This is a genomic window from Martinezella sp. CNPSo 3964 (genome assembly GCF_057784375.1).
The window spans coordinates 732,691-753,589 of record NZ_JBXSOW010000001.1; the positions used below are offsets into that span (position 1 = coordinate 732,691).

Here is a 20,899-nt window from a genome sequence, read left to right on the forward strand (position 1 = left end):
GAGTCATTTCAAATCGTTCAGCGCTGGAGCTGAAAGGCTGATTCAGCCGACGATTTCGGTTTCCGAGAACCAGTAGGCGATTTCGACGGCAGCCGTTTCCGGAGCGTCCGAGCCATGAACGGAGTTTTCGCCGATCGAGAGGGCGAAGGTCTTGCGGATCGTGCCTTCGGCAGCGTTTGCCGGGTTGGTCGCGCCCATGATTTCGCGGTTCTTCAGGATGGCGCCTTCGCCTTCCAGGACCTGAACGATGGTCGGGCCGGAGGTCATGCCTTCGACGAGTTCGCCGAAGAACGGACGTTCCTTGTGAACGGCGTAGAAGCCTTCAGCTTCGCGCTTGCTCATCCAGACGCGCTTGGAGGCGATGACGCGCAGGCCGTTGTCTTCAAAAACCTTGGTGATGGCGCCGGTCAGGTTGCGCTTCGTTGCATCCGGCTTGATCATCGAGAAAGTACGTTCAATCGCCATGGGTCCATTCCTTGTAATCAGAGAAAAGTGGGCGGTCTTTACCTGCCCCAAAGCCCGAAAACAAGGGGGATCGCCCAATTTCACGCCGCTGTCACAGTACGGATGGCTGATTCGCGATCTCCAGGGGCGGCGAAGCGGCCGCCGATCATCGACCTTAGCGATAACATCATCACCACCACCATGGAGGAGACGCATATGCTCAGACATTTCAGAATGCTTGCCGACTATAATCGCTGGGCCAACGCTCAGGTCTATGACGCCGCGGCGGATCTCAGCGACGCGGAATTCCATGAGGATCGCGGCGCCTTCTTCGGTTCGCTACACGGAACGCTTAACCAACTGCTGGTGACGGATCGGCTGTGGATGCACCGCTTCAACGGCACAGGCGAGGCTCCAGCCGCGCTGGGTGTCGTTCTACACGAGGATCTGGCGGAACTTCGTGCCGCCCGCAAGGCCGAAGATCGGCGCATCACCGACTGGATCGAGACGCTCGACGACGCGGCCCTAGCCGCTGACGTCACCTATACATCCGTTCTCCGGCCCGGTGCGATCACCCACCCTCTTCATCTGGCGGTCGCGCATATGTTCAACCACCACACTCATCATCGCGGCCAATGCCATATGATACTGACGTCAATGGGCAAGCCGTCTCTGGTACTCGATCTCCTGCATTTCCTGCGCGGCGAAGGGCAACACTGGATGACAACATGAAGCGAACCGATATTGATCGGCTTCGCCCAAGCGTTGAGCGCATGCCTCATTTTGTTGCGCGAGCACACACATAGACCGTTTTGTTCATGTTCCCTTAACCTGCCAGCCTGCAGATTGATAAGATATATCAGCTCACGGTCAGAAGCAGGCATGAAGAACTCGCAGACAAGCGTTTCGGCATATTCCATCGATGATGATGAAACGGAAACCGAGCTTGAGGTCATCGGCCGCTTCATGACGCGGCTGAAGATCAAGAACCTGCCGCGCAATTATCAGCTATTTTACGAGGCGCTCTATGGCGAAGACCGCTGTCTTGCCGAAGAGATCGAGGCGCTCGGTCCCCTTCCCTCGCAGGGCGGGCTCGACGAGATCGGGCTGAAACATCGTCTGGTCAGCCATTGCGGGCTGGTGGCGCGCAAATCCGAAAGCGATGCGGCCGAAATGCTCCGTGAAGTGGCCGATCAACTCGCCAAGGGACTGCGGAAGAAGCAGCATTTCGCTCGCGAGATCGAGGCGGCACCGCATGCCGATGCTGCCCTCGACAGCCTCAACGCCTCGCTCAGCAACCTCATGCTCTATGAAACCGAGCTGACCGAGCGGCTGAGGAACTGCGCAAACCTGCCGAAATCGTCGCGCAGCACCGGCGTCTGAACGCTTTCACGCTCTTGCCTTCGGCGCCGAGTTCGGCCAAAACCGCGCCATGATTTCGATTTCAGACCTTTCCGCCCGCATTGCCGGCCGCCTTCTCATCGACCATGCCAACGTGACGCTTCCGGCGGGCACGAAGGCGGGCCTCGTCGGCAAGAACGGCGCCGGCAAGTCCACGCTGTTCAGGATCATCACCGGCGATTTTGCCGCCGAGAGCGGCTCGGTCTCGATCCCGCGCAATGCCCGCATCGGCCAGGTCGCGCAGGAAGCGCCGGGAACCGAGGAACCGCTGATCGATATCGTGCTCGCCGCGGACAAGGAGCGTGCAGCATTGCTTGCGGAAGCAGAAACCGCGACCGATCCGCATCGCATCGCCGATATTCAGACCAGACTTGCCGACATCGACGCACATTCGGCCGAAGCGCGCGCCGCCAGCATCCTTGCCGGCCTCGGCTTCGACCATGAAGCGCAGAAGCGCCCGGCCTCATCCTTCTCCGGCGGCTGGCGCATGCGCGTGGCTCTTGCAGCCGTGCTGTTTTCCGAGCCGGACCTGCTGCTGCTCGACGAACCCACAAACTATCTCGACCTCGAAGGCACGCTCTGGCTGGAAGATTACATCCGCCGCTACCCGCATACGGTCATCATCATCTCGCACGACCGCGATCTATTGAACACGGCCGTCAATTCCATCGTGCATCTCGACCAGAAGAAGCTCACTTTCTATCGCGGCTCCTACGATCAGTTCGAGCGGCAGAAGGCCGAGGCCGACGAGCTGCAGATGAAGGCGAAAGCGAAGAACGACGCGGCGCGCAAGCACCTGCAGAGCTTCGTCGACCGTTTCAAGGCCAAGGCTTCGAAGGCTCGGCAGGCGCAATCGCGCGTCAAGGCGTTGGAGCGCATGGGGACGGTTGCGGCCGTCATCGAAGACCATGTGATGGGCTTCAGCTTTCCGGAGCCGGAAAAGCAGCCGGCCTCGCCGATCATCGCAATCGGCGGCGGCGCCGTCGGCTACGAGCCGGGCAAGCCGATCCTGAAGCGCTTGAACCTGCGCATCGATGCGGACGACCGCATCGCCCTGCTCGGCTCGAACGGTAACGGCAAATCGACCTTCGCGAAGTTCATCTCCGGCCGGCTTGGTGCGGAGAGCGGTGAGGTCAGGCTGGCGCCGAACCTGAAGATCGGCTTTTTTGCCCAGCACCAGCTCGACGACCTCATTCCCAACCAGACCGCCGTCGAGCACGTGCGCCGCCGCATGCCGGAAACGCCGGAGGCGAAGGTGCGCGCACGCGTCGCCCAGATGGGGCTTGCGACCGAGAAGATGGACACGCAGGTCAAGGATCTCTCCGGCGGCGAGAAGGCTCGCCTGCTGATGGGCCTTGCCGCCTTCGACGCGCCGAACCTTCTGATCCTCGACGAACCGACGAACCATCTCGATATCGACAGCCGCAATGCGCTGATCCAGGCGCTGAACGATTATTCCGGCGCGGTCATCCTGATCTCGCACGATCGCCATCTGATCGAAGCGACCGTCGACCGGCTCTGGCTGGTGCGCGACGGCACGGTTTCAAACTTCGACGGCGATCTTGAAGAATACCGCAGTCTCGTTGTCGCCAGCCCGAAGTCGAAGGACGACAAGGCCAAGGCTGCTGTCGGCGACGATTCCGTTTCGAAGGCGGATCAGCGCAAGCTCAATGCCGATCGACGCGCTTCGCTCGCGCCACTCAAGAAGAAGATCAACGAAATCGAATCCTTGACCGGCAAGCTTGAGAAACTGATTCAGGCGCTTGATGTGGAACTTGCGGACCCCGCCCTCTACGAGAAGGCACCGGCAAGGGCCGCGGAAAAGGCAAAGCAACGCGCCGATGCCGCTGAAAAGCTCGTTGCAGCCGAAGAGCAATGGCTTGAATTGTCTTCGGAATATGAAAGCGGCATGGCCGGCTGAAAACCTTACTGCCCCTTAACGAATTGGGGCCTTATCCTAACCGTTCATTAACCATAACTGCAGAAAATGCGCTCAACTTTCATAGACATATTGTTGAGCGATTCTGATGAACTACCGTGTTTTGCTGGTTGGCCTTGCCGTGTCCCTGGCTCTCGGAGGATGCGCTACGAAACCGGGCAGTGAAGCCTCGCTCAGGAGTGGCTATGCCGCCGAAGAGCCGCGCCACAAGCCGCTGAAGGCCAATGATCCCGTGGAGATGGAGCCGAAGAAATGGCTCGTCGCCGATCTCGAAACCCGAGATGATCTGGCAAGCATGAACGGCCCGCACAATCTCGCTGGCCGCACGCTGGAGGTCTCTTCACTCAAGGATATCAGGCTCGCAGACAAGGAGGTCATCCTGACCTTCGACGATGGTCCGGCTCCCGGCAAGACGGAACGCATTCTTGCCACGCTCGACAAGTTCGGCGTGAAGGCCGCCTTCATGATGGTCGGCGAAATGGCGCAGGCTCATCCGGCGACGGCGCGCGAGGTGCTTGCGCATGGCGATGCGATCGGCAGCCATACATTCCGCCATCCCGATCTCGACAAGATGACTTTCGACGCGGCGATGACCGAGATCGCTCGCGGCAAGGATGCCGTCACAAAGGCGATCGGCACGGATGTGCAGTTCTTCCGCTTCCCCTATCTTGCCGACTCCAAGCGCCTGCGCGCCGCCATTGCCGCCCGTGACATGATCGTCATGGACGTGGATATCGACAGCAAGGATTACTTTACCTCCACGCCTGCCTCGGTGGTCGATCGCACCATGAAACAACTCCATCAGCGCGGCCGCGGCATCGTTCTGATGCACGATATCCACCAGCGCACGGTCAGGATGCTGCCTGTTCTTCTCAGCCGCCTGGAGAAAGAGGGCTACAAGGTCGTGACGTTGAAATACCGGCGCGAGTCCGCTCCAGCGACCAATCTCGTCGCACAGGCCGATACCAAAATGGTCCGCTGAGACGGGTCAATACCGAAAAATCGATGACGAATGCGGGCGCGGATGCACGGTTGCTTCCGCGCTCTTATTTTGGTTTGCTGAGCCCTCGTCACTATCAGCAATAGAATCCGGAGCCGCCATGCACCTCCACCTCGAACGCGACGACGATCCGCAAACCCTGCAATTCGTCGCCAAAATGGATGCGGACTCTGAGCGGCTGCTGAAGACGCCGGAATTCGAGGCGGATCGCATCGCGATCAAGGAAATGATCGAGCGCGAGGACCGGCTGATCGCCACGACCCGGCGCGGCAACTGGCTGTTCGATTTTCATCGCAGCGCCGATCATCCGCTCGGCCGATGGTATCGGCTGCCGGCAGATCTTGCGCCCCTGCCCGATGCGCCGTGGGAACCGATCTTCGATCTCGATGCCTTCTGTGCCCAGGAAGACAGGAAATGGCTCTGGCGCGGCGCGATCACCTGCCCCTGGGAGCCGACGCGGGTGCTGCTTTGCCTTTCCGACGGCGGTTCAGATCCCATCCGGCTGTTGGAATTCGACTGCGAGACGAAAAGCATCGTCGAAGGCGGCTTCGATACGCCGGCGGTTCGCAGCCATGCGACCTGGCTCAGCCGCGACGAAATCGCCTATTTCGGCTCGATCGACCGCGAATCCTCGACGCGCTCCGGCTGGCCGCGCGTCGGCCGCCGCCTGAAACGCGGCCAATCGCCGTCGGATGCGCCCGTCCTCTATGCCGCTGAAGACAGCGACATCTATGGCTCCTGTTCGATCTTTGATCCGAGGCTCGCCGGTCTTGCGACAGAAGGTGAGGCCCGACCGATCCGGATCTTCAGCGCGGGTCACGAAATCGGCAACGCCAGCCACTTCATCGAGGATCGAGACGGCTCGCTACGACGGATCGATCTACCGAAGGATAACGAATTCGGGTTCAACCATTCCCATCTCATCTGGCTTGCCAAGACCGACGAACGCATCCCCGCCGGCAGCCTGGCCTTGCAGCCCCTGCCGCGAGAGCCGGGGACAGCTGGCGCCGATGCGAGACGCATCCTGTTTTCGCCCAACGAGCGGCAATCGGTTTCGCAATTCCTGCTCATGCGCGAATGGTGCGTCTTCATCGTCTCGGACAATATGCGGTCGCATCTCTTCGTCCTTGATCTGACCAAGGCCGATGCCGAGATCCGCGAAATCACGCTGCCTGAGGATGTTCAGACCGTGTCGGCCGCGCCGCTCTATTCCGATCTGCACCTCGGCGACGACACGCTGCAGGTCTATGGCGCCGGCTTTCTGCAGCCACCTTCCTCTTACCGGCTGGATCTCAGCGATCGCGGGGCGCCGCTTGAACTCAAGCACATTGCCAGTTCGCCGACCTATTTCGACAACGAAGGCATGACCTCCATCCTGCTGGAAGCCGTCTCGGAGGACGGCACGAGGGTGCCTTATCATATCGTCCTGCCAAAAACCTGGACCAAGGGCGAACTGCCTGTCCTGATGTACGGTTATGGTGGCTTCGACATCGCGCTCGGCCCCTATTATTCCGGCGTCATCGGCCGCTGGCTCGAACAGGGTAACGCCTATGTGATGGCCTATATTCGCGGTGGCGGCGAGTTCGGACCGAACTGGCACCGCACCGCCAAAGGGCACGGTCGCCACAAGGCCTTTGCGGATTTTGCCGCTGTTGCCCGCGATCTCGTCGCTCGCGGCTACACAAAGCCCGCCCGCATCGCCGGAAACGGCAGCAGCAATGGCGGCCTGCTGACCGGGGTCATGACGACGCGCTATCCGCGGGATTTCGGCGCGATCTGGTGCGAGGTGCCGGTCCTGGATATGACCCGCTTCCATGTCTTCCCCGCCGGGAAAGCCTGGATCGACGAATACGGCGACCCCGACAATCCGGCCGATCTCGAATATCTGCAGTCCTATTCGCCGCTGCATAATGTGAAGCCGGCTTCCGAGGCCCCCTATCCGTCGATCTACATCGAAAGCTCGAGCAATGACGACCGTGTGCATCCCTCGCATGCCCGGCGGTTTGCGGCTCAGTTGGAAGCGCTCGGCCATCACCCCTTGTTCCACGAATTCGGCTCGGGTGGCCATGGCGGTGACGGCGCTTCGACGGAACGCGCGACGCGTACCGCGCTGGGCTACAGCTTCCTGCGGGAAACGATCGTGAAAGGCAAAAGCTTCTAAAGCGCGTCGCGATCTTTCAGATTCGCGTCTCGCGCTTTAGGTTTTTGATTTTGCGCATGTCGTTGTCGCAAAACCGCTGCACACTTTTGCGCGACATGCTTTAGGCCCGCCTTCCGGTTCCGAGCGAAAATCAATGGTTGCACTCGCTTCCGATACGCTTGAAACGCGTCGAGCGGCATGGTTAGCTGCAGCCGTGATCACGAAGAGCGGGCGAGCCCGCCTGCTCGTATCCGGGGGGAGTAATAGATGGATCGTCGTTCATTTCTGCGGAAAGCCGGCGTCGCCGGCGCCGGCTCGGTTGCGGCTGCTGCAACCCTTGCCGCTCCGGCCATTGCGCAGAGCAATCCGAAGATCAACTGGCGCCTGACATCGTCGTTTCCGAAGTCGCTCGATACGATCTATGGCGGTGGCGAAGTGCTGTCGAAATATGTGTCGGAAGCCACCGACGGCAATTTCAACATCCAGGTATTTGCGGCCGGCGAAATCGTGCCTGGTCTGCAGGCGGCTGACGCAACCTCGGCCGGAACCGTCGAGGCGTGCCATTCCGTCGCGTATTATTATTGGGGCAAGGATCCGGTCTGGGCCTTGGGAGCTGCCGTTCCCTTTGCGCTCAATGCGCGCGGCATGAACGCCTGGCAGTATCACGGCGGCGGCATCGGTCTCTTCAACGAGTTCCTGGCGACCCAGGGGCTGATCGGTTTTCCGGCCGGTAATACCGGCGTGCAGATGGGCGGCTGGTTCCGCAAGGAAATCAACACGGTTGCCGATCTCAAGGGCCTGAAGATGCGCATCGGCGGCTTTGCCGGTAAGGTGGTCGAACGCCTCGGCGTCGTGCCGCAGCAGATCGCCGGCGGCGACATCTATCCCGCGCTCGAAAAAGGCACGATCGATGCGGCCGAATGGGTCGGCCCCTATGACGACGAGAAGCTCGGCTTCTACAAGGTGGCGCCCTACTACTACTATCCCGGCTGGTGGGAGGGTGGCCCGACCGTGCATGTCATGTTCAACAAGGCTGCTTATGAAGGCTTGCCGAAGGCCTATCAATCGCTGCTGCGCACGGCCGCCCAGGCGACGGACGCCAACATGCTGCAGAAATACGATTACCTGAACCCAGCCGCGATCAAGCGGGTCGTCGCCGAAGGCGCCAAGCTCAGGCCCTTCAGCACCGAGATCATGAATGCCTGCTTCGACAAGGCCAACGAGGTCTATGCCGAGATGGAAGCCAGCAACCCGACCTTCAAGAAAATCTGGGGCTCGATCAAGGACTTCCGCGGCCAGCACTATCTCTATACCCAGGTCGCGGAATACAGCTACGACGTCTACATGATGACGCTGCAGCGCGCCGGGAAGATCTGAGTGGCGCAATTGGAAGCATAGGTTTTTCCGGGCGGAGTTTCTCCAAAGCTCCGCCCGAAGAGATTGATGGCCGAGAACAACTACTTGCCGTTTCTCATGCGAAACGAAAATTCCTGTGGTTGATTAATATTTCAGCTCAATTCTCTCCTGCGTTGTTGCTAGCTACTATTGTCTCAACGCTGGGGAATTTTATGAACCGAAAACAATTTGCAATAATCGCCTTATTGCCACTTGCTGCTTGCGCCAAACGTCCCGATGCCATTGTTCCTACAGAAATTCCAATGGCTGCCTATTCCAACCTTGATTGCGCGGGCCTCACGCGAGAACTCAGTGCCGAGCAAGGAAAACTGACAGCCCTTTCGAAAGACCAGAACAATGCCGCCAACGGCGATGCTTTTGGTGTCTTCCTGGTCGGTGTACCTATGTCCAGCGTGACAGGGGGAGATAAGGAAGGCCTCATCTCCGTCACAAAAGGTAAGGTACTATCCATTCAAAATACGATGAAGGCCAAAGGCTGCAAATGATCCGCCGCCCGAAGTAGGCCAGGTAATATCTCGTGCCGGTATTATGGCGCGGATGAATACCTTCTCCTGAGAGGGAGAAGGTATTTTGCTTTTAATTAAACGACGGCGGCTGGCTGAGATCGTTGGCCGGCGGTTTTGGTTGATCGCCACCGTTGCCCTGTCCAGCCGGCTTGGCATCCAGCGGACTGCCGCCTGGCAGCTGCAGGCCCGGCAGGCCGAGGCCACCGCCATTGTCCTGAGCGGGGGCGCCGAAGCCCGGAACCTCGATCTTGATCGTGTTGGGATCGACGCCCGTGCCCGCTCCCTTGTAATGCATGACCATCTGCGGGAACATGATCGTTAACGCCACCATCAGAATCTGGATGCCGACGAAAGGCACCGAACCCCAATAGATCTGCCCGGTCGTAACAGGCGCGATCTGCTTGCCCGTGACCTTGTCGAGATAAGGAACGCGCGCTGCCACCGAACGGAGATAGAACAGCGCAAAGCCGAAAGGCGGATGCATGAAGCTCGTCTGCATGTTGACGCCGAGCAGTACGCCGAACCAGATCAGGTCGATGCCGAGCTTATCGGCGGCAGGCGCCAACAGCGGCACGATGATGAAGGCAAGCTCGAAGAAATCCAGGAAGAACGCCAGAAAGAAGACAAGCGCGTTGACGGCAATCAGGAACCCGACTTCGCCACCAGGCAGCGACACCAACAGATGCTCGACCCAGACATGGCCGTTGACGCCATAGAAGGTCAGCGAAAAGACGCGCGAGCCGATGAGGATGAATAGCACGAAGGCCGAAAGCCGCGTAGTCGAGGTCAGTGCCGAGCGGATAACCTCCATGTTCAGCCGCCCCTTGGCAGCCGCCATTATAAGCGCGCCCACCGCCCCCATCGCGCCACCCTCGGTCGGCGTCGCAATGCCGAGGAAGATCGTGCCGAGAACGAGGAAGATCAGTGCCAGCGGCGGGATGAGGACGATGATGACCTGCTGGGCCAGCCTGGACATCACGTTGAGTTTCATCCCCTTGTCGAGCACGGCGATCGCGTAGATGAAGGCAACGCCGACGGTTGCGCCGAGAATGTCGGCATTTTCGCCGTAGGTGGGCGTTAGATAAACGTGGGCCGCGTAGGCGACACCGGCGCAGATCAACAGGGCGACGAGCAGCGACGTGACGCCTGAGCCGAGCGAGCGGGCCTCCTTCGGCAATGCCGGCATGGAATTCGGCTTCACGATCGACATGATCAATACATAGAGCATGTAGAGACCGGTCAGCACGAGGCCGGGAATGAGAGCGCCGGCATACATGTCGCCGACGGAGCGGCCGAGCTGGTCGGCCAGCACGATCAGGACAAGCGACGGCGGAATGATCTGCGCTAGCGTACCGGAGGCAGCTATGACGCCGGATGCGACCCGCCGGTCATAGCCATAGCGCAGCATGATCGGCAGCGAGATCAGCCCCATCGCGATAACCGAGGCCGCCACGACGCCGGTGGTGGCCGCAAGCAGCGCACCGACGAAAATCACCGCATAGGCAAGGCCGCCGCGGATCGGCCCGAACAGTTGGCCGATCGTGTCGAGCAGGTCTTCGGCCATGCCGGATCGCTCCAGCACGATGCCCATGAAGGTGAAGAACGGAATCGCCAGCAACGTGTCGTTGGACATCACGCCCCAGAACCGATCCGGCAGCGCATTGAGAAGCGGCCAGGAGAGATTGATGGTGCCGCCCGAATAGGGTGCAAGCTCGACGCCGATCCAGAAGAACAGCAGCCCGTTGGCGGCGAGTGCGAAAGCAACGGGATACCCGAGAAGCAGGAAAATGATCAACGAGGCGAACATGATCGGCGCCATGTTCACGGCAATGAATTCGATCATCAGCGCGCCTCCCCGGCCGGGCTTTCGACGTCGAGCGGCGCATGTGTCGGCACATAGGGCGTCGGATCGTCCATATCGCCGCGCATGACGGCAATCTTCTTGATAATCTCGGAGATCCCCTGCAGCGCCAGCAGGAAGAAGCCCGCCAGCAGCAGCGCCTTGCCCGGCCAGATGATCAGGCCGCCGGCGCTCGAGGAAACTTCTCCGGACATAAAGGAGGTGCGGACATAGGGTACGAGATCATAGACCATCAGCAGCACGAAGGGCATCAGGAACAGGCAATGACCGAGCAGATCGATCCAGTGCTGCACCCGGCGCGACAGCGAGCCGTAGACGATGTCGATGCGGATATGCTCGTTCTGCCGGAGCGTATAGGCAGCGGCAAGCATGAAAGCTGCGCCGAACAGATACCATTGCGCTTCCAGCCACGCATTGGACGAGGTGTTGAAGACCTTGCGAACGATGGCGTTTCCGGCACTGACCAAGACGGCGACCAGGATGAGCCATGAGACTGATTTTCCAATGATCTCAGTCAAATAGTCAACGATTCGGCTGAAGCCGAGCAATGTTTTCATGATTTCCCCCCGCAGCGATTCTTCCCGGATCTTTTGGCTGCAAAGGGGAAGAGTGCCGATTTCAGGCTGTGAATCAAGAGCCGGCACCCGTTTTCCAAGCATGATGACGCTCAGGCACTATGACCCGACATTGGACTCAACACCTACCCTTGCGATTTGCCGCCCCTTGCCCGAATGTGGCATTCTGTTAAAGATCGCATCAATAATCATACTAATCGAGAGACACCCATGTCCCCCATCAAGCTTGCCATTGTCGGCGTCGGCAAGATCGTCCGCGATCAGCACCTTCCATCCATCGCGAACAATCCGGACTTCGAACTGATCGCTACGGCGAGCCGCCATGGCACCGTCGAAGGCATCCCCGCTTTCACTGCCATCGAAGCCATGCTCGATGCCGTGCCAGAGATCGACGCCGTTTCTCTCTGCATGCCGCCGCAATATCGCTATGAAGCCGCCTACAAGGCGCTGTCGGCCGGCAAGCATGTTTTCCTGGAGAAGCCGCCGGGCGCGACGCTTAGCGAAGTGGCCGATCTCGAAAACCTGGCAAGAGCCAAGGGCGCCTCGCTTTTTGCAAGCTGGCATTCGCGCTATGCACCGGCGGTGGAGGCTGCAAAGACCTTCCTCGCCAGCACCAATATCCGCAGCGCCCACGTCATCTGGAAGGAAGATGTCCGTCACTGGCATCCGCACCAGGAATGGATCTGGCAGGCCGGCGGGCTTGGTGTGTTCGATCCCGGCATCAATGCGCTGTCGATCGTGACCCACATTCTGCCGCCGCTCTTCCTGACCGGGGCGACACTCGAGTTTCCGGAAAACCGCGATTCTCCGATCGCTGCCGACCTGCACTTCAAGAGCGGAGCCGGGCTTCCGGTTCATGCCGAATTCGACTGGCGCCAGACCGGCAAGCAGAGCTGGGATATCGTCGCCGAAACGGATGCCGGCCAGATGGTTCTGGCCGATGGCGGCTCCAAGCTTTCCGTCAACGGCGAGCTGAAGTTCTCGGCACCCGAGGCCGAATATCCCTCGCTCTACCGCCGCTTTGCAGAGATCGTCAAAGCCGGCACGTCCGATGTCGATGTCTCGCCGCTGCGCCACGTCGCCGATGCCTTCATGCTCGGCAAGCGTAAATTCGTCGACGCATTTTACGATTGATAGGCCTTTCCCGGTGAAGACAATGCGGCCTGCGACGTGCTAGCGTAGCGCATCGTCTTCACTGGAGAGATGCCTATGGCATCGGAGCATGAACAATCTTTCGGGCTCGGCGTCGGCAACAAGTCCGTCAAGCTCGCCGACCCGAACCAGAGCTGGCACGAGGCCTATCTGCTGGAAGAATCCGCCATTCGCAAGGCTCTCGGCGACCTCGCCGTCGATGTCCAGCATTTCGGCAGCACCTCCATTCCGGAGATCAAGGCCAAGCCGATCATCGATATCGCCGTCGGCGTGCGGCGCTTCGAGGACGGTCTTGCCTGCGTGGAACCGATGGCCTCGATCGGCTATGTCTATGCCGGCAGCAATATCGTTCCGGACGACCATATTTTCGGCCGCGATATCGAAGGGGATACCCGCACGCACCTTGTGCATGTGGTCGAATATGGCGGCCCGACCTGGCGCAACTTCCTCATCTTTCGCGACCGATTGCGCAGGGAGCCGGATCTCGCGCATGCCTACGAAGCGCTGAAGATCGAACTGGCGGCAAAATATGCCAATGATCGCGCGTCCTATACGGCGGCGAAGAAGGAATTCATCCAGAAAATCCTGTCGGAAGGCGCATAGAGCGCCTTCGAGCAAAGCGGAAGAAGATCAGGCCTTCTTCTCCCAGCGGCCTTCCTGCGTCTGCTGCCAATAGGTGAGGTTATGCCCCTCGCCTTTCAGGCGCTTCCACTGGGCGCGTGCGCTTTCCAACTGCTCCTGATCGTAGCCGTCGAACATCAGCACGACGCGCTGATAGGCTCCGACATCCGTCGCCTCGGCGCCGTCGATGAAGAAACGCACGGTGGCACTATTTATGTTGTCAGGTGAAATCGTCAGCAGCACGGGCTGGCGGCTTGCCATCTCATCGTCATCGATACCATGCGGCAGAAAGCTGTCCTCGCGATAGGTCCAAAGATGACCATCCAGGAGATCGCGCCGGGCCGGCTCGCGCATCTGCACGGCGACCTGCCAGCCGCGCTCGACACTCTTGTCGATCAGCGGTGGCAGGGCGTCTTCGAGCTTCGATTCGGTCAGGTGATAGAAGAGAACGTCGGTCATGGAGCCTCTTCTATCTTACAAAGACCGGCCGGTCACGATTCGTAGTTGGCACGCACCAGTTCATCCAACAGGCGCACGCCGAAACCGGAACCCCAGGACTGGTTGATCTCGTCCTGGACCGAGCCCATCGCCGTACCGGCGATATCGAGATGCGCCCAGGGCGTGTCGCCGACGAAGCGCTTGAGGAATTGGGCGGCGGTGATCGAGCCGGCATGGCGGCCGCCAGTGTTCTTCATGTCGGCGAACTTGCTGTCGATCATCTTGTCGTAATCCTTGCCGATCGGCATGCGCCACAGGCGCTCGTCGGTCGTAAGGCCTGCCGCCGTCAGTTCGCCAGCCAGCTTGTCGTCGTTGCAGAACAGACCGGCCTGCAGATTGCCGAGCGCGACGAGGATCGCACCGGTCAGCGTCGCCAGATTGATCATGAATTGCGGCTTGAAGCGATCGTTCGTGTACCAGAGCGCATCGCAAAGAACGAGCCGGCCCTCGGCATCGGTATTGATGATCTCGATCGTTTGGCCGGACATGGAGGTGACGATATCGCCCGGACGCTGCGCATTGCCATCGGGCATGTTTTCCACAAGACCGATGACGCCGATGGCGTTGACCTTCGCTTCACGCGCGGCAAGCGTATGCATGAGGCCGGTGACGGCTGCCGCGCCGCCCATGTCGCCCTTCATGTCTTCCATGCCGGCTGCCGGCTTGATGGAGATGCCGCCGGTATCGAAGACGACGCCCTTGCCGATGAAGGCGACCGGTTTGTCCTTCGCCTTGCCGCCCTTCCATTGCATGACCACCAGCCGCGGCGGGCGAGCCGAGCCTTGCGCGACGCCCAGCAGGGCCGCCATGCCGAGCCGGCGCATTTCGCGCTCCGTCAGGATCTCGATCTCGACGCCGAGCTTTTCCAATTCCTTGGCTTTGGCCGCAAACTCCACGGGGCCAAGCACGTTCGGCGGCTCGTTGACGAGATCGCGCGCGAGAATCACGCCGCCTGCCACGGCTTCGGAGGTCGCATAAAGCTTCTTGGCGGCTGCCGCCTCCTGGGTAATGATCGTCACCTTCACCGCCTTGCGGGAGGCCCCCTTCTCGTCTTCATCGCCCTTCTTGGTCTTGTAGGTATCGAAGCTGTAGGCACGCAGAAGCATGCCCAAGGCAAAATCAGCGGCCTCCTTCGCCCCGACTTCGACGTTGGATGCGTCGAGGAAGATCGCGACCTTATCCGTGTTGCGGATTTTTGCCGCAGCACTGCCGCCAAGCTTCAGCCAGTCGTGCGCCGTCAGGCCCTTGGCCTTGCCAGCGCCGATGACGATGATCCGGTCGACGGGCGACGCTTCGGGCGCGATGATATCCAGACTGCTCAGCGCTTTGCTCTTGAAGCCGGATACAGGCGCCGCCTTTGCGAAAACATTCGCCGGATCGACGCTCTCGGCACCAGCCGGCAACTCACTATCCGTGCCTTTCAGGAGAATGGCCAGACCGCCGCTGAGACGAGCCGACTTGGCGAAGGAAATCTCGAATTTCACAGACATTTCTGCTCCGATAAATATGCGTCGTAGTGAGAGAACTTTACACAACCATCATTCAAGGTCTGCTCAAGGAATACAAGCTTTTGGCGCAGCATTCCCTCTATAAGCCGGCCGGCGGCTTCAAATCCCTGTCATTTAGCGCAGCTAGATTGCACGCGATGGTGTTTTAGCCGCCATAGGCGGCACAATTCTTGTCGGAAAGCCGCCTTGATCATAGATTTCAACAGCCTCAATCGCGAAGATCGTTTCCCGGAGATTTTGCGGCCGCGCACGGCGGGCGATGCCTTCATCGCCCTCTTCTGTCTCTGGTGGGCTTTGCTGGGTCTGTTTTCACTTTTTCCACAGATCGATCTCGGCGTCGCGAATATGTTCTTCCAACCGCAACAATGCCTTAGAAGCACCAAGCCTGACGAGATCTGTGGCATTTTCCCCTATAGCGGCGATCGTCACATGCAGTTGCTGCGGGACGTGTTCTTTCAGCTGCCTTATGTCGTCGCCTTCGTGCTGCTCTGGATGCTTCTCAGATGCTGGCAGGATCACGGCGCGACCTTCAACGCGCTCAGAGCCCGCAATCTCAAGGTCGCGCTCGGCTCCTTGCTCCTAGGCCCGGTGCTGATCGTCAATCTGTGGCTGAAAGCCTTCTCAGGGCGCCCACGCCCGCGACAGACGGATCTCTTCGGCGGCGCGTTCGATTTCGTGCATGCAGGGTCTTTCGCCGGCAAATGTGTCAGCAACTGCTCGTTCATCTCGGGCGAAGCGGCGGCGGCGGGCTGGCTATTCTGTCTGATCCTCATCATTCCGCAGCCGTTCCGATCGGCGGCCGCCCTGCCGATCGCGGCAGTTTCGCTGCTGATTCCAGCACTTAGAGTCGCCTTTGGCGGACACTATCTCTCCGATGCCGTCCTCGGTTGGCTCTCCTCGCTTGTGATCTTCGCCGCCCTGCTGGCTCTATCCCAAACGACACACGACAGAAAAATCTCGGAAAATTAACGAATTTTTTTCGAGTTGGTTGTCGCCAAAAAAACGTAAACAGCGTAGAGGAGGGTGAATCTCTGTCGGCTCGTTCGGCAGCTGTTGCGTTTAAGGGCCGGCATGAAGTTATTCGAGACATATATCGTACGGCGTGTCGGTATGATGTTCCTGGTAGCGCTGCTGCCGGTGCTCGCCATTATCTGGACCACGCAGGTCCTGCAGCGCATCAATCTCGTGACCGATAGCGGCCAGTCTATGGGCTCGTTCGCAAAGCTCGCGACGCTCATCCTGCCGACGATCATTCCGATCGTTCTACCTTTCGCATTGGTCATCGGCATCACGCAGACCTTGACGGCCATGAACAGCGATTCCGAGCTGACCGTCATGGAAGCTGCTGGCGCGAAGCGCAGCATCATCATCCGACCGATCATGATTCTCGCCATCGCGATCAGCGTGTTCTCCTTTTTCGTCGACAATGTCGTAGAGCCGAGAGCGCGTGTCGCCGCCCGCCAGATGGTGGCCGAGGCCTATGCCGATCTTCTGTCCACCGTGATCGAAGAGAAGAACTTCCGGCGCATCGAGGATGGACTCTATGTACAGATCTCGCAGCGCCTGTCGGGACGAATCCTGAAGGGGCTGTTCGTGGTCGATTCCCGCGATCCAGCCTTTGATCTCATCTATTATGCGAAGGAAGGCGCCGTCGACCCAAGCGGCACATCGCTGCTGATGAAAGACGGTGAAGTTCACCGCAAAACGCCCGACGGCAGCGTCTCGGTCATCAAGTTCGATTCCTACTCCTTCGACCTGTCGGATATGACGCAAAGCCGTGGCCAGGCTAATGCGCGAGCCAGCGACCGCAGCCTTGGCTTCCTCTTCAATCCGGACACGAACGATCCCGACTACAAGCAAAGACCTGGCGATTACCGCGCCGAATTGCATCGCCGCCTCAACGACTGGGCGCTGCCGGCAATCTTTGCGCTGATATCGCTGGTGATCGCCGGTGACGCGCGGTCACATCGTGAGGCGCGGTTGCATCCGATGGTGTCGGCGCTGACCATATCCTTCGCGCTGCGCTGGGCAGATTTCTATGCTGCCAACCAGATCGACAATTCGACCAAGTTCATCGGCGTTCTCTACGCAATCAATATCATCGCAGCGCTTATCGCGATCATCCTCTTGCTGCGGAACCGGAAGATGACGATGCCGGTCTCAATCCGCAACCGCCTCAGCAACTGGCGACAAAGAGTTCAGGACCGCATGCCGACGGCACCAGGCAGCTCGAACGGGGGCGGTGCATGATTTTCGGCACGCTCGGGCGCTACTTCTTCACGCGTTACATCGTGACGACGTTCTGGTTCTTCCTCGGCGTCATCTCGATCGTTTATCTCGTCGATTTCAGCGAGACCGCTGGACGGCTTGCCGGTCTGCCCGGATATACCGTCTCCATCGGTTTGCTGATGACGGCGGTCAGACTGCCGTTCATCCTGCAGCAGACGGTGCCGTTCATCGCGCTCTTCGTGGGCATGACGGTATTGATCGCCCTCAACCGCCGCCGCGAACTGGTTATCGCGCGCGCGGCAGGCATCTCCGTCTGGCAGTTCATGATGCCTTTCGTTATGGGTGCTTTCTGCGTCGGGCTTCTGACCATGCTCGCCCTCAACCCGGTAGCGGCATGGGGCCAGCGGCATGCGGAGGCGATCGAAGCCGATCTGCGCGGCGACCCGTCCTACCGCAATACACTTTCGATCCCGTGGCTGCGCCAATCCAACGGGAAAGACGACACGATCATCGGTGCCAAGGCCATTCTGAACAACGGAACGACACTGACAGGCGTCGTGTTTATCCACTTCGATTCACAGGGAAATATCGTCCTGCGGCAGGACGCGGACTCGGCAAAATTGGAAGATGGTTACTGGCTTCTTAACAATGTCGTCGAACGGCGACCGGGAGAAATTCCGGATCATAAGAGTTCGATACAAGTCCGTACGAATCTGAAACAGGATTTCGTCTCGCAACGTTTGGCTCAACCGGAAACCATTGCTTTTTATGATCTTTCTAATCGAATAAAGGTCGCTCGCTCCTTCGGGATCTCGACCAACGCACTTGAGACACAGTTTCATTCGCTTCTGTCACAGCCGTTCCTTCTGGTGGCAATGACGCTGATTGCGGCAACTGTGTCCCTAAAATTCAGTAGATTCAATCAATCGCGCTCTGTGATTCTGGGTGGAATCCTCTCCGGCTTCGTGCTTTATGTTGTCACCGTGCTTGTAAAGGCATTCGGGAGCAGCGGAGTGGTTCCTCCCTATGTGGCGACATGGATACCCGTGATCGTCGCATTGGCATTCGGGGCAACGATCCTGCTTCATCAGGAGGACGGCTAAGTGGCGGCAGGCAACCGCAAGAGTATCAGAAAGTATGTGGCTGCCCTCGTTACGGGCACGGCCGCGTGTGCATATATTTTGAGTCCGGTCGTCGCTTACGCCCAGGCCAATAATAGTAATGCCAACACCAACAATGGCGGCGCCGGCGCTGCAACCTCTCCTATCAAGGTGAAGGTGCCGGAAGGCGCTAAGCTAGTCCTTTCGTCCAACGAACTGGTCTACAACAAGGATACGCAGATCGTCACCGCGAGCGGTGCGGTCCAGATCAACTATGGCGGCTACAGGATGGTCGCCCAGAAGGTCGAGTATAATCAGAAGTCTGGGCGGATGACGGCTCTCGGCAATGTCGAGCTGATTACCCCGGACGGCAATCGCATGTACGGTGACAAAATGGACGTCACCGACAGCTTCTCCGACGGCTTCGTCAACGCCCTGCGCATCGAAATGCCTGACAACACCCGTATGGTCGCCGAAAAGGGCGAACGGGTCGGCGGCAATCAGCTGATTCTAACAAAGGGCGTCTATACCGCTTGCATGGCCTGTTCTGAGCAGGGCCGTGCGCCGCTGTGGCAGGTCAAGGCCCAGCGTGTCGTCCAGAACGGCGTAACGCACACGATCCGTCTCGAGCATGCCCGCTTCGAGCTGTTCGGCCTGCCGATCGCCTATGTTCCGTGGATCACGGTTCCCGACAATACGGTCAAGCGCAAGTCGGGCTTTCTGTTCCCATCGGTGAGCGTTTCTCAGCGTCTCGGCGTCGGTGTGACGGTTCCTTATTATTACGTCATCTCGCCGAGCATGGATGCTACGGTCACAGCAACGGGCTACACCAATCAGGGTCTGTTGCTCCAAGGTGAGTTCCGCCAGCGCTTCGAGAACGGCACCCATACCCTGCGTGTTGCCGGCATCAGCCAGATGAAACCGGACGCCTTCACAGCCGGTACAACCGATGCCGAGCATAAAACTCGCGGCATGATCAGCTCCAAGGCGGATTTCAGGATCAATCCTCGCTGGACTTTCGGCTGGGACGTGATGGCGCAGAGCGACAATAACTTCTCGCGCACCTATGGCCTGGATGGTCTCAACCAGAGCACCCATACGAACCAAGCCTATTTGACCGGCATCGGGAAGCGCAATTTCTTCGATATGCGCGCCTTCTACTATAACGTGCAGGACACGGACAACAACGCCACTGCGCAGAAACAGCAGGCATACGTCTATCCGAGCGTCGACTATCACTATGTCGACCCGAAGTCGGTCTATGGCGGCGAACTGTCCGCGACGATGAATTTCACGCATCTGTCGCGTGACAAGACATCCTTCCTCGACGCCACGAGCTCTCTTGGTGACTCCAGCCTGAATGACCGCTACCTCGGTCTTGCCGGAGATTATACGCGCCTGAGCACCGAGGTGCAGTGGCAGCGTACCTTCACCACGGATCAGGGCCTCGTTTTGACGCCACTGGCGGCACTTCGTGGTGACGTCTACGGCCTCGACATGAACGGGCCTGCGGCCGGTACCTACTCCGGCAATTATGACAATAGCGACTATGCCGCGCGCGGCATGGCGACCCTCGGCCTCGAAGCCAAGTATCCGTTCCTCATCACGACGAGCAACAGCACGCACGTGTTCGAGCCGATCGCACAAATCTATGTGCGTCCGGACGAGCAGCTTGCCGGGCGGCTGCCCAACGAGGACGCGCAGAGCTTTGTCTTCGATGCAACCAACCTGTTCGATCGTGACAAGTTCTCGGGCTTCGACCGCGTCGAGGGCGGCACGCGTGCCAATGTCGGGTGGCGCTACACGGGTAGCTTCGACAATGGCTACAAGTTGCAGCACATTTTCGGCCAATCCTATCAGCTAGCCGGACGAAACTCGTTCGCATCGACTGATCTAGCTGGCGTAGGTTCGGATTCGGGACTTGAAACCACCCGTTCCGACTACGTCACCATGTTCGGCTTGACGACGCCGCAGGGTATTTCGCTGTCGCAGTCCTACCGCTTCGACGAGAAGGATTTTGCCTTCCGTCGCGGGGATACGGCAGTCGGCTTCTCGAACGATGTGTTCCAGACATCCTTGATCTACACGCATATTGCTGCCCAGCCGCAGTATGGCTTCACCAGCAACCAGGACGAAATCCAGACGCGTGCGCAGATCAAGTTCAAGGAATACTGGTCGGTTTTCGGCACGGTCAGCTACGACCTCAACAGCAATGATATTACCCGCCAGGGCGTCGGTCTTTCCTACGAGGACGAATGCACGATCTTCACCGTGTCATTCCTCGACAAGAAGGATACGACCGCCAGTTCGGCAAGCGACTGGTCGATCGGCGCCCGCCTAACCTTCCGTACGCTTGGCGATGTCAACCTCGGCAGCGTTCAGGACGCAACGTTCTGATAGAGTTCGAAACTGCACGGAGCCGGCTTCACCGCCGGCTCTTTTGCGTTGATGCAGCTTGCCGCTGCCGGCGTCATTGTTTCGCCGCAAGGATTTTGCAATTCATCGCGCT

General features: G+C 59.2%; 18 protein-coding genes. 13 read left to right on the forward strand and 5 right to left on the reverse strand.

Annotation, left to right across the window (positions count from 1 at the left end):
* Positions 1–42: 42 nt before the first annotated feature.
* Positions 43–465: a nucleoside-diphosphate kinase gene (gene ndk / locus AC13Q5_RS03585; RefSeq protein ID WP_075852186.1), complete on the reverse strand. Its 423-nt coding sequence runs from the start codon at positions 463–465 to the stop codon at positions 43–45.
* A 195-nt stretch (positions 466–660) separates the two neighbouring features.
* Between ndk and AC13Q5_RS03590 the strand changes: the two genes are divergently transcribed.
* The 7 genes from AC13Q5_RS03590 (at position 661) to AC13Q5_RS03620 (ending at position 8,825) form a co-directional block, all read left to right on the forward strand.
* Positions 661–1,176 (forward strand): DinB family protein, encoded by a 516-nt coding sequence (locus AC13Q5_RS03590; protein WP_488500864.1) that lies wholly within the window; start codon positions 661–663, stop codon positions 1,174–1,176.
* 150 nt (positions 1,177–1,326) lie between these two features.
* Complete coding sequence (locus AC13Q5_RS03595) at positions 1,327–1,827, forward strand: hypothetical protein (RefSeq protein ID WP_075852184.1); 501 nt, start codon at positions 1,327–1,329, stop codon at positions 1,825–1,827.
* A gap of 49 nt (positions 1,828–1,876) precedes the next feature.
* A complete protein-coding gene (locus AC13Q5_RS03600; RefSeq protein ID WP_488500865.1) occupies positions 1,877–3,766 on the forward strand; it encodes an ABC-F family ATP-binding cassette domain-containing protein in 1,890 nt (629 codons plus the stop codon).
* Positions 3,767–3,872: 106 nt separating this feature from the next.
* Positions 3,873–4,766, forward strand: coding sequence for a polysaccharide deacetylase family protein (locus AC13Q5_RS03605; protein WP_488500866.1), 894 nt, complete (start codon positions 3,873–3,875; stop codon positions 4,764–4,766).
* Positions 4,767–4,884: 118 nt separating this feature from the next.
* Entirely contained in the window at positions 4,885–6,945 is a 2,061-nt protein-coding gene (locus tag AC13Q5_RS03610) for a prolyl oligopeptidase family serine peptidase (RefSeq protein WP_488500867.1), read from the forward strand.
* A gap of 246 nt (positions 6,946–7,191) precedes the next feature.
* Entirely contained in the window at positions 7,192–8,301 is a 1,110-nt protein-coding gene (locus tag AC13Q5_RS03615) for a TRAP transporter substrate-binding protein (RefSeq protein ID WP_075852180.1), read from the forward strand.
* Between the two features lie 191 nt (positions 8,302–8,492).
* Positions 8,493–8,825, forward strand: coding sequence for a hypothetical protein (locus AC13Q5_RS03620; protein WP_075852179.1), 333 nt, complete (start codon positions 8,493–8,495; stop codon positions 8,823–8,825).
* 91 nt (positions 8,826–8,916) lie between these two features.
* On the opposite strand, the gene AC13Q5_RS03625 is transcribed toward AC13Q5_RS03620, so the two are convergent.
* Positions 8,917–10,689: a TRAP transporter large permease gene (locus tag AC13Q5_RS03625; protein WP_075852178.1), complete on the reverse strand. Its 1,773-nt coding sequence runs from the start codon at positions 10,687–10,689 to the stop codon at positions 8,917–8,919.
* The gene (locus AC13Q5_RS03630) at positions 10,689–11,264 is read right to left on the reverse strand and encodes a TRAP transporter small permease subunit (RefSeq protein WP_075852626.1); all 576 of its coding nucleotides are present in this window, start codon (positions 11,262–11,264) and stop codon (positions 10,689–10,691) included. The genes AC13Q5_RS03625 and AC13Q5_RS03630 overlap by 1 nt, the downstream gene beginning before the upstream one ends.
* A gap of 228 nt (positions 11,265–11,492) precedes the next feature.
* On the opposite strand from AC13Q5_RS03630, the gene AC13Q5_RS03635 reads away from it, so the two are divergent.
* Entirely contained in the window at positions 11,493–12,416 is a 924-nt protein-coding gene (locus AC13Q5_RS03635) for a Gfo/Idh/MocA family protein (protein ID WP_488500868.1), read from the forward strand.
* Between the two features lie 75 nt (positions 12,417–12,491).
* Entirely contained in the window at positions 12,492–13,037 is a 546-nt protein-coding gene (locus AC13Q5_RS03640) for a GrpB family protein (RefSeq protein ID WP_457879640.1), read from the forward strand.
* Positions 13,038–13,064: 27 nt separating this feature from the next.
* Here AC13Q5_RS03640 and AC13Q5_RS03645 read toward each other — a convergent pair whose 3' ends face one another.
* A complete protein-coding gene (locus AC13Q5_RS03645; RefSeq protein WP_488500869.1) occupies positions 13,065–13,514 on the reverse strand; it encodes a DNA polymerase III subunit chi in 450 nt (149 codons plus the stop codon).
* A 32-nt stretch (positions 13,515–13,546) separates the two neighbouring features.
* Positions 13,547–15,043: a leucyl aminopeptidase gene (locus AC13Q5_RS03650; protein WP_488500870.1), complete on the reverse strand. Its 1,497-nt coding sequence runs from the start codon at positions 15,041–15,043 to the stop codon at positions 13,547–13,549.
* Between the two features lie 204 nt (positions 15,044–15,247).
* Here AC13Q5_RS03650 and AC13Q5_RS03655 point away from each other — a divergent pair, with 204 nt between their 5' ends.
* The 4 genes from AC13Q5_RS03655 (at position 15,248) to AC13Q5_RS03670 (ending at position 20,787) form a co-directional block, all read left to right on the forward strand.
* Positions 15,248–16,030, forward strand: a complete 783-nt coding sequence (locus AC13Q5_RS03655) for a phosphatase PAP2 family protein (protein ID WP_488500871.1) — start codon at positions 15,248–15,250, stop codon at positions 16,028–16,030.
* A gap of 102 nt (positions 16,031–16,132) precedes the next feature.
* A complete protein-coding gene (gene lptF, locus AC13Q5_RS03660; protein ID WP_075852172.1) occupies positions 16,133–17,311 on the forward strand; it encodes an LPS export ABC transporter permease LptF in 1,179 nt (392 codons plus the stop codon).
* Positions 17,308–18,393 (forward strand): LPS export ABC transporter permease LptG, encoded by a 1,086-nt coding sequence (gene lptG / locus AC13Q5_RS03665; protein ID WP_075852171.1) that lies wholly within the window; start codon positions 17,308–17,310, stop codon positions 18,391–18,393. The genes lptF and lptG overlap by 4 nt, the downstream gene beginning before the upstream one ends.
* Complete coding sequence (locus AC13Q5_RS03670) at positions 18,394–20,787, forward strand: LPS-assembly protein LptD (protein ID WP_075852170.1); 2,394 nt, start codon at positions 18,394–18,396, stop codon at positions 20,785–20,787.
* Positions 20,788–20,899: the final 112 nt, after the last annotated feature.

Coding starts and splice junctions, on each gene's coding strand:
- ndk (WP_075852186.1), bottom strand. CDS start 465: ATGGCGATTGAACGTACTTTCTCGATGATCAAGCCGGATGCAACGAAG.
- AC13Q5_RS03590 (WP_488500864.1), top strand. CDS start 661: ATGCTCAGACATTTCAGAATGCTTGCCGACTATAATCGCTGGGCCAAC.
- AC13Q5_RS03595 (WP_075852184.1), top strand. CDS start 1,327: ATGAAGAACTCGCAGACAAGCGTTTCGGCATATTCCATCGATGATGAT.
- AC13Q5_RS03600 (WP_488500865.1), top strand. CDS start 1,877: ATGATTTCGATTTCAGACCTTTCCGCCCGCATTGCCGGCCGCCTTCTC.
- AC13Q5_RS03605 (WP_488500866.1), top strand. CDS start 3,873: ATGAACTACCGTGTTTTGCTGGTTGGCCTTGCCGTGTCCCTGGCTCTC.
- AC13Q5_RS03610 (WP_488500867.1), top strand. CDS start 4,885: ATGCACCTCCACCTCGAACGCGACGACGATCCGCAAACCCTGCAATTC.
- AC13Q5_RS03615 (WP_075852180.1), top strand. CDS start 7,192: ATGGATCGTCGTTCATTTCTGCGGAAAGCCGGCGTCGCCGGCGCCGGC.
- AC13Q5_RS03620 (WP_075852179.1), top strand. CDS start 8,493: ATGAACCGAAAACAATTTGCAATAATCGCCTTATTGCCACTTGCTGCT.
- AC13Q5_RS03625 (WP_075852178.1), bottom strand. CDS start 10,689: ATGATCGAATTCATTGCCGTGAACATGGCGCCGATCATGTTCGCCTCG.
- AC13Q5_RS03630 (WP_075852626.1), bottom strand. CDS start 11,264: ATGAAAACATTGCTCGGCTTCAGCCGAATCGTTGACTATTTGACTGAG.
- AC13Q5_RS03635 (WP_488500868.1), top strand. CDS start 11,493: ATGTCCCCCATCAAGCTTGCCATTGTCGGCGTCGGCAAGATCGTCCGC.
- AC13Q5_RS03640 (WP_457879640.1), top strand. CDS start 12,492: ATGGCATCGGAGCATGAACAATCTTTCGGGCTCGGCGTCGGCAACAAG.
- AC13Q5_RS03645 (WP_488500869.1), bottom strand. CDS start 13,514: ATGACCGACGTTCTCTTCTATCACCTGACCGAATCGAAGCTCGAAGAC.
- AC13Q5_RS03650 (WP_488500870.1), bottom strand. CDS start 15,043: ATGTCTGTGAAATTCGAGATTTCCTTCGCCAAGTCGGCTCGTCTCAGC.
- lptF (WP_075852172.1), top strand. CDS start 16,133: ATGAAGTTATTCGAGACATATATCGTACGGCGTGTCGGTATGATGTTC.
- lptG (WP_075852171.1), top strand. CDS start 17,308: ATGATTTTCGGCACGCTCGGGCGCTACTTCTTCACGCGTTACATCGTG.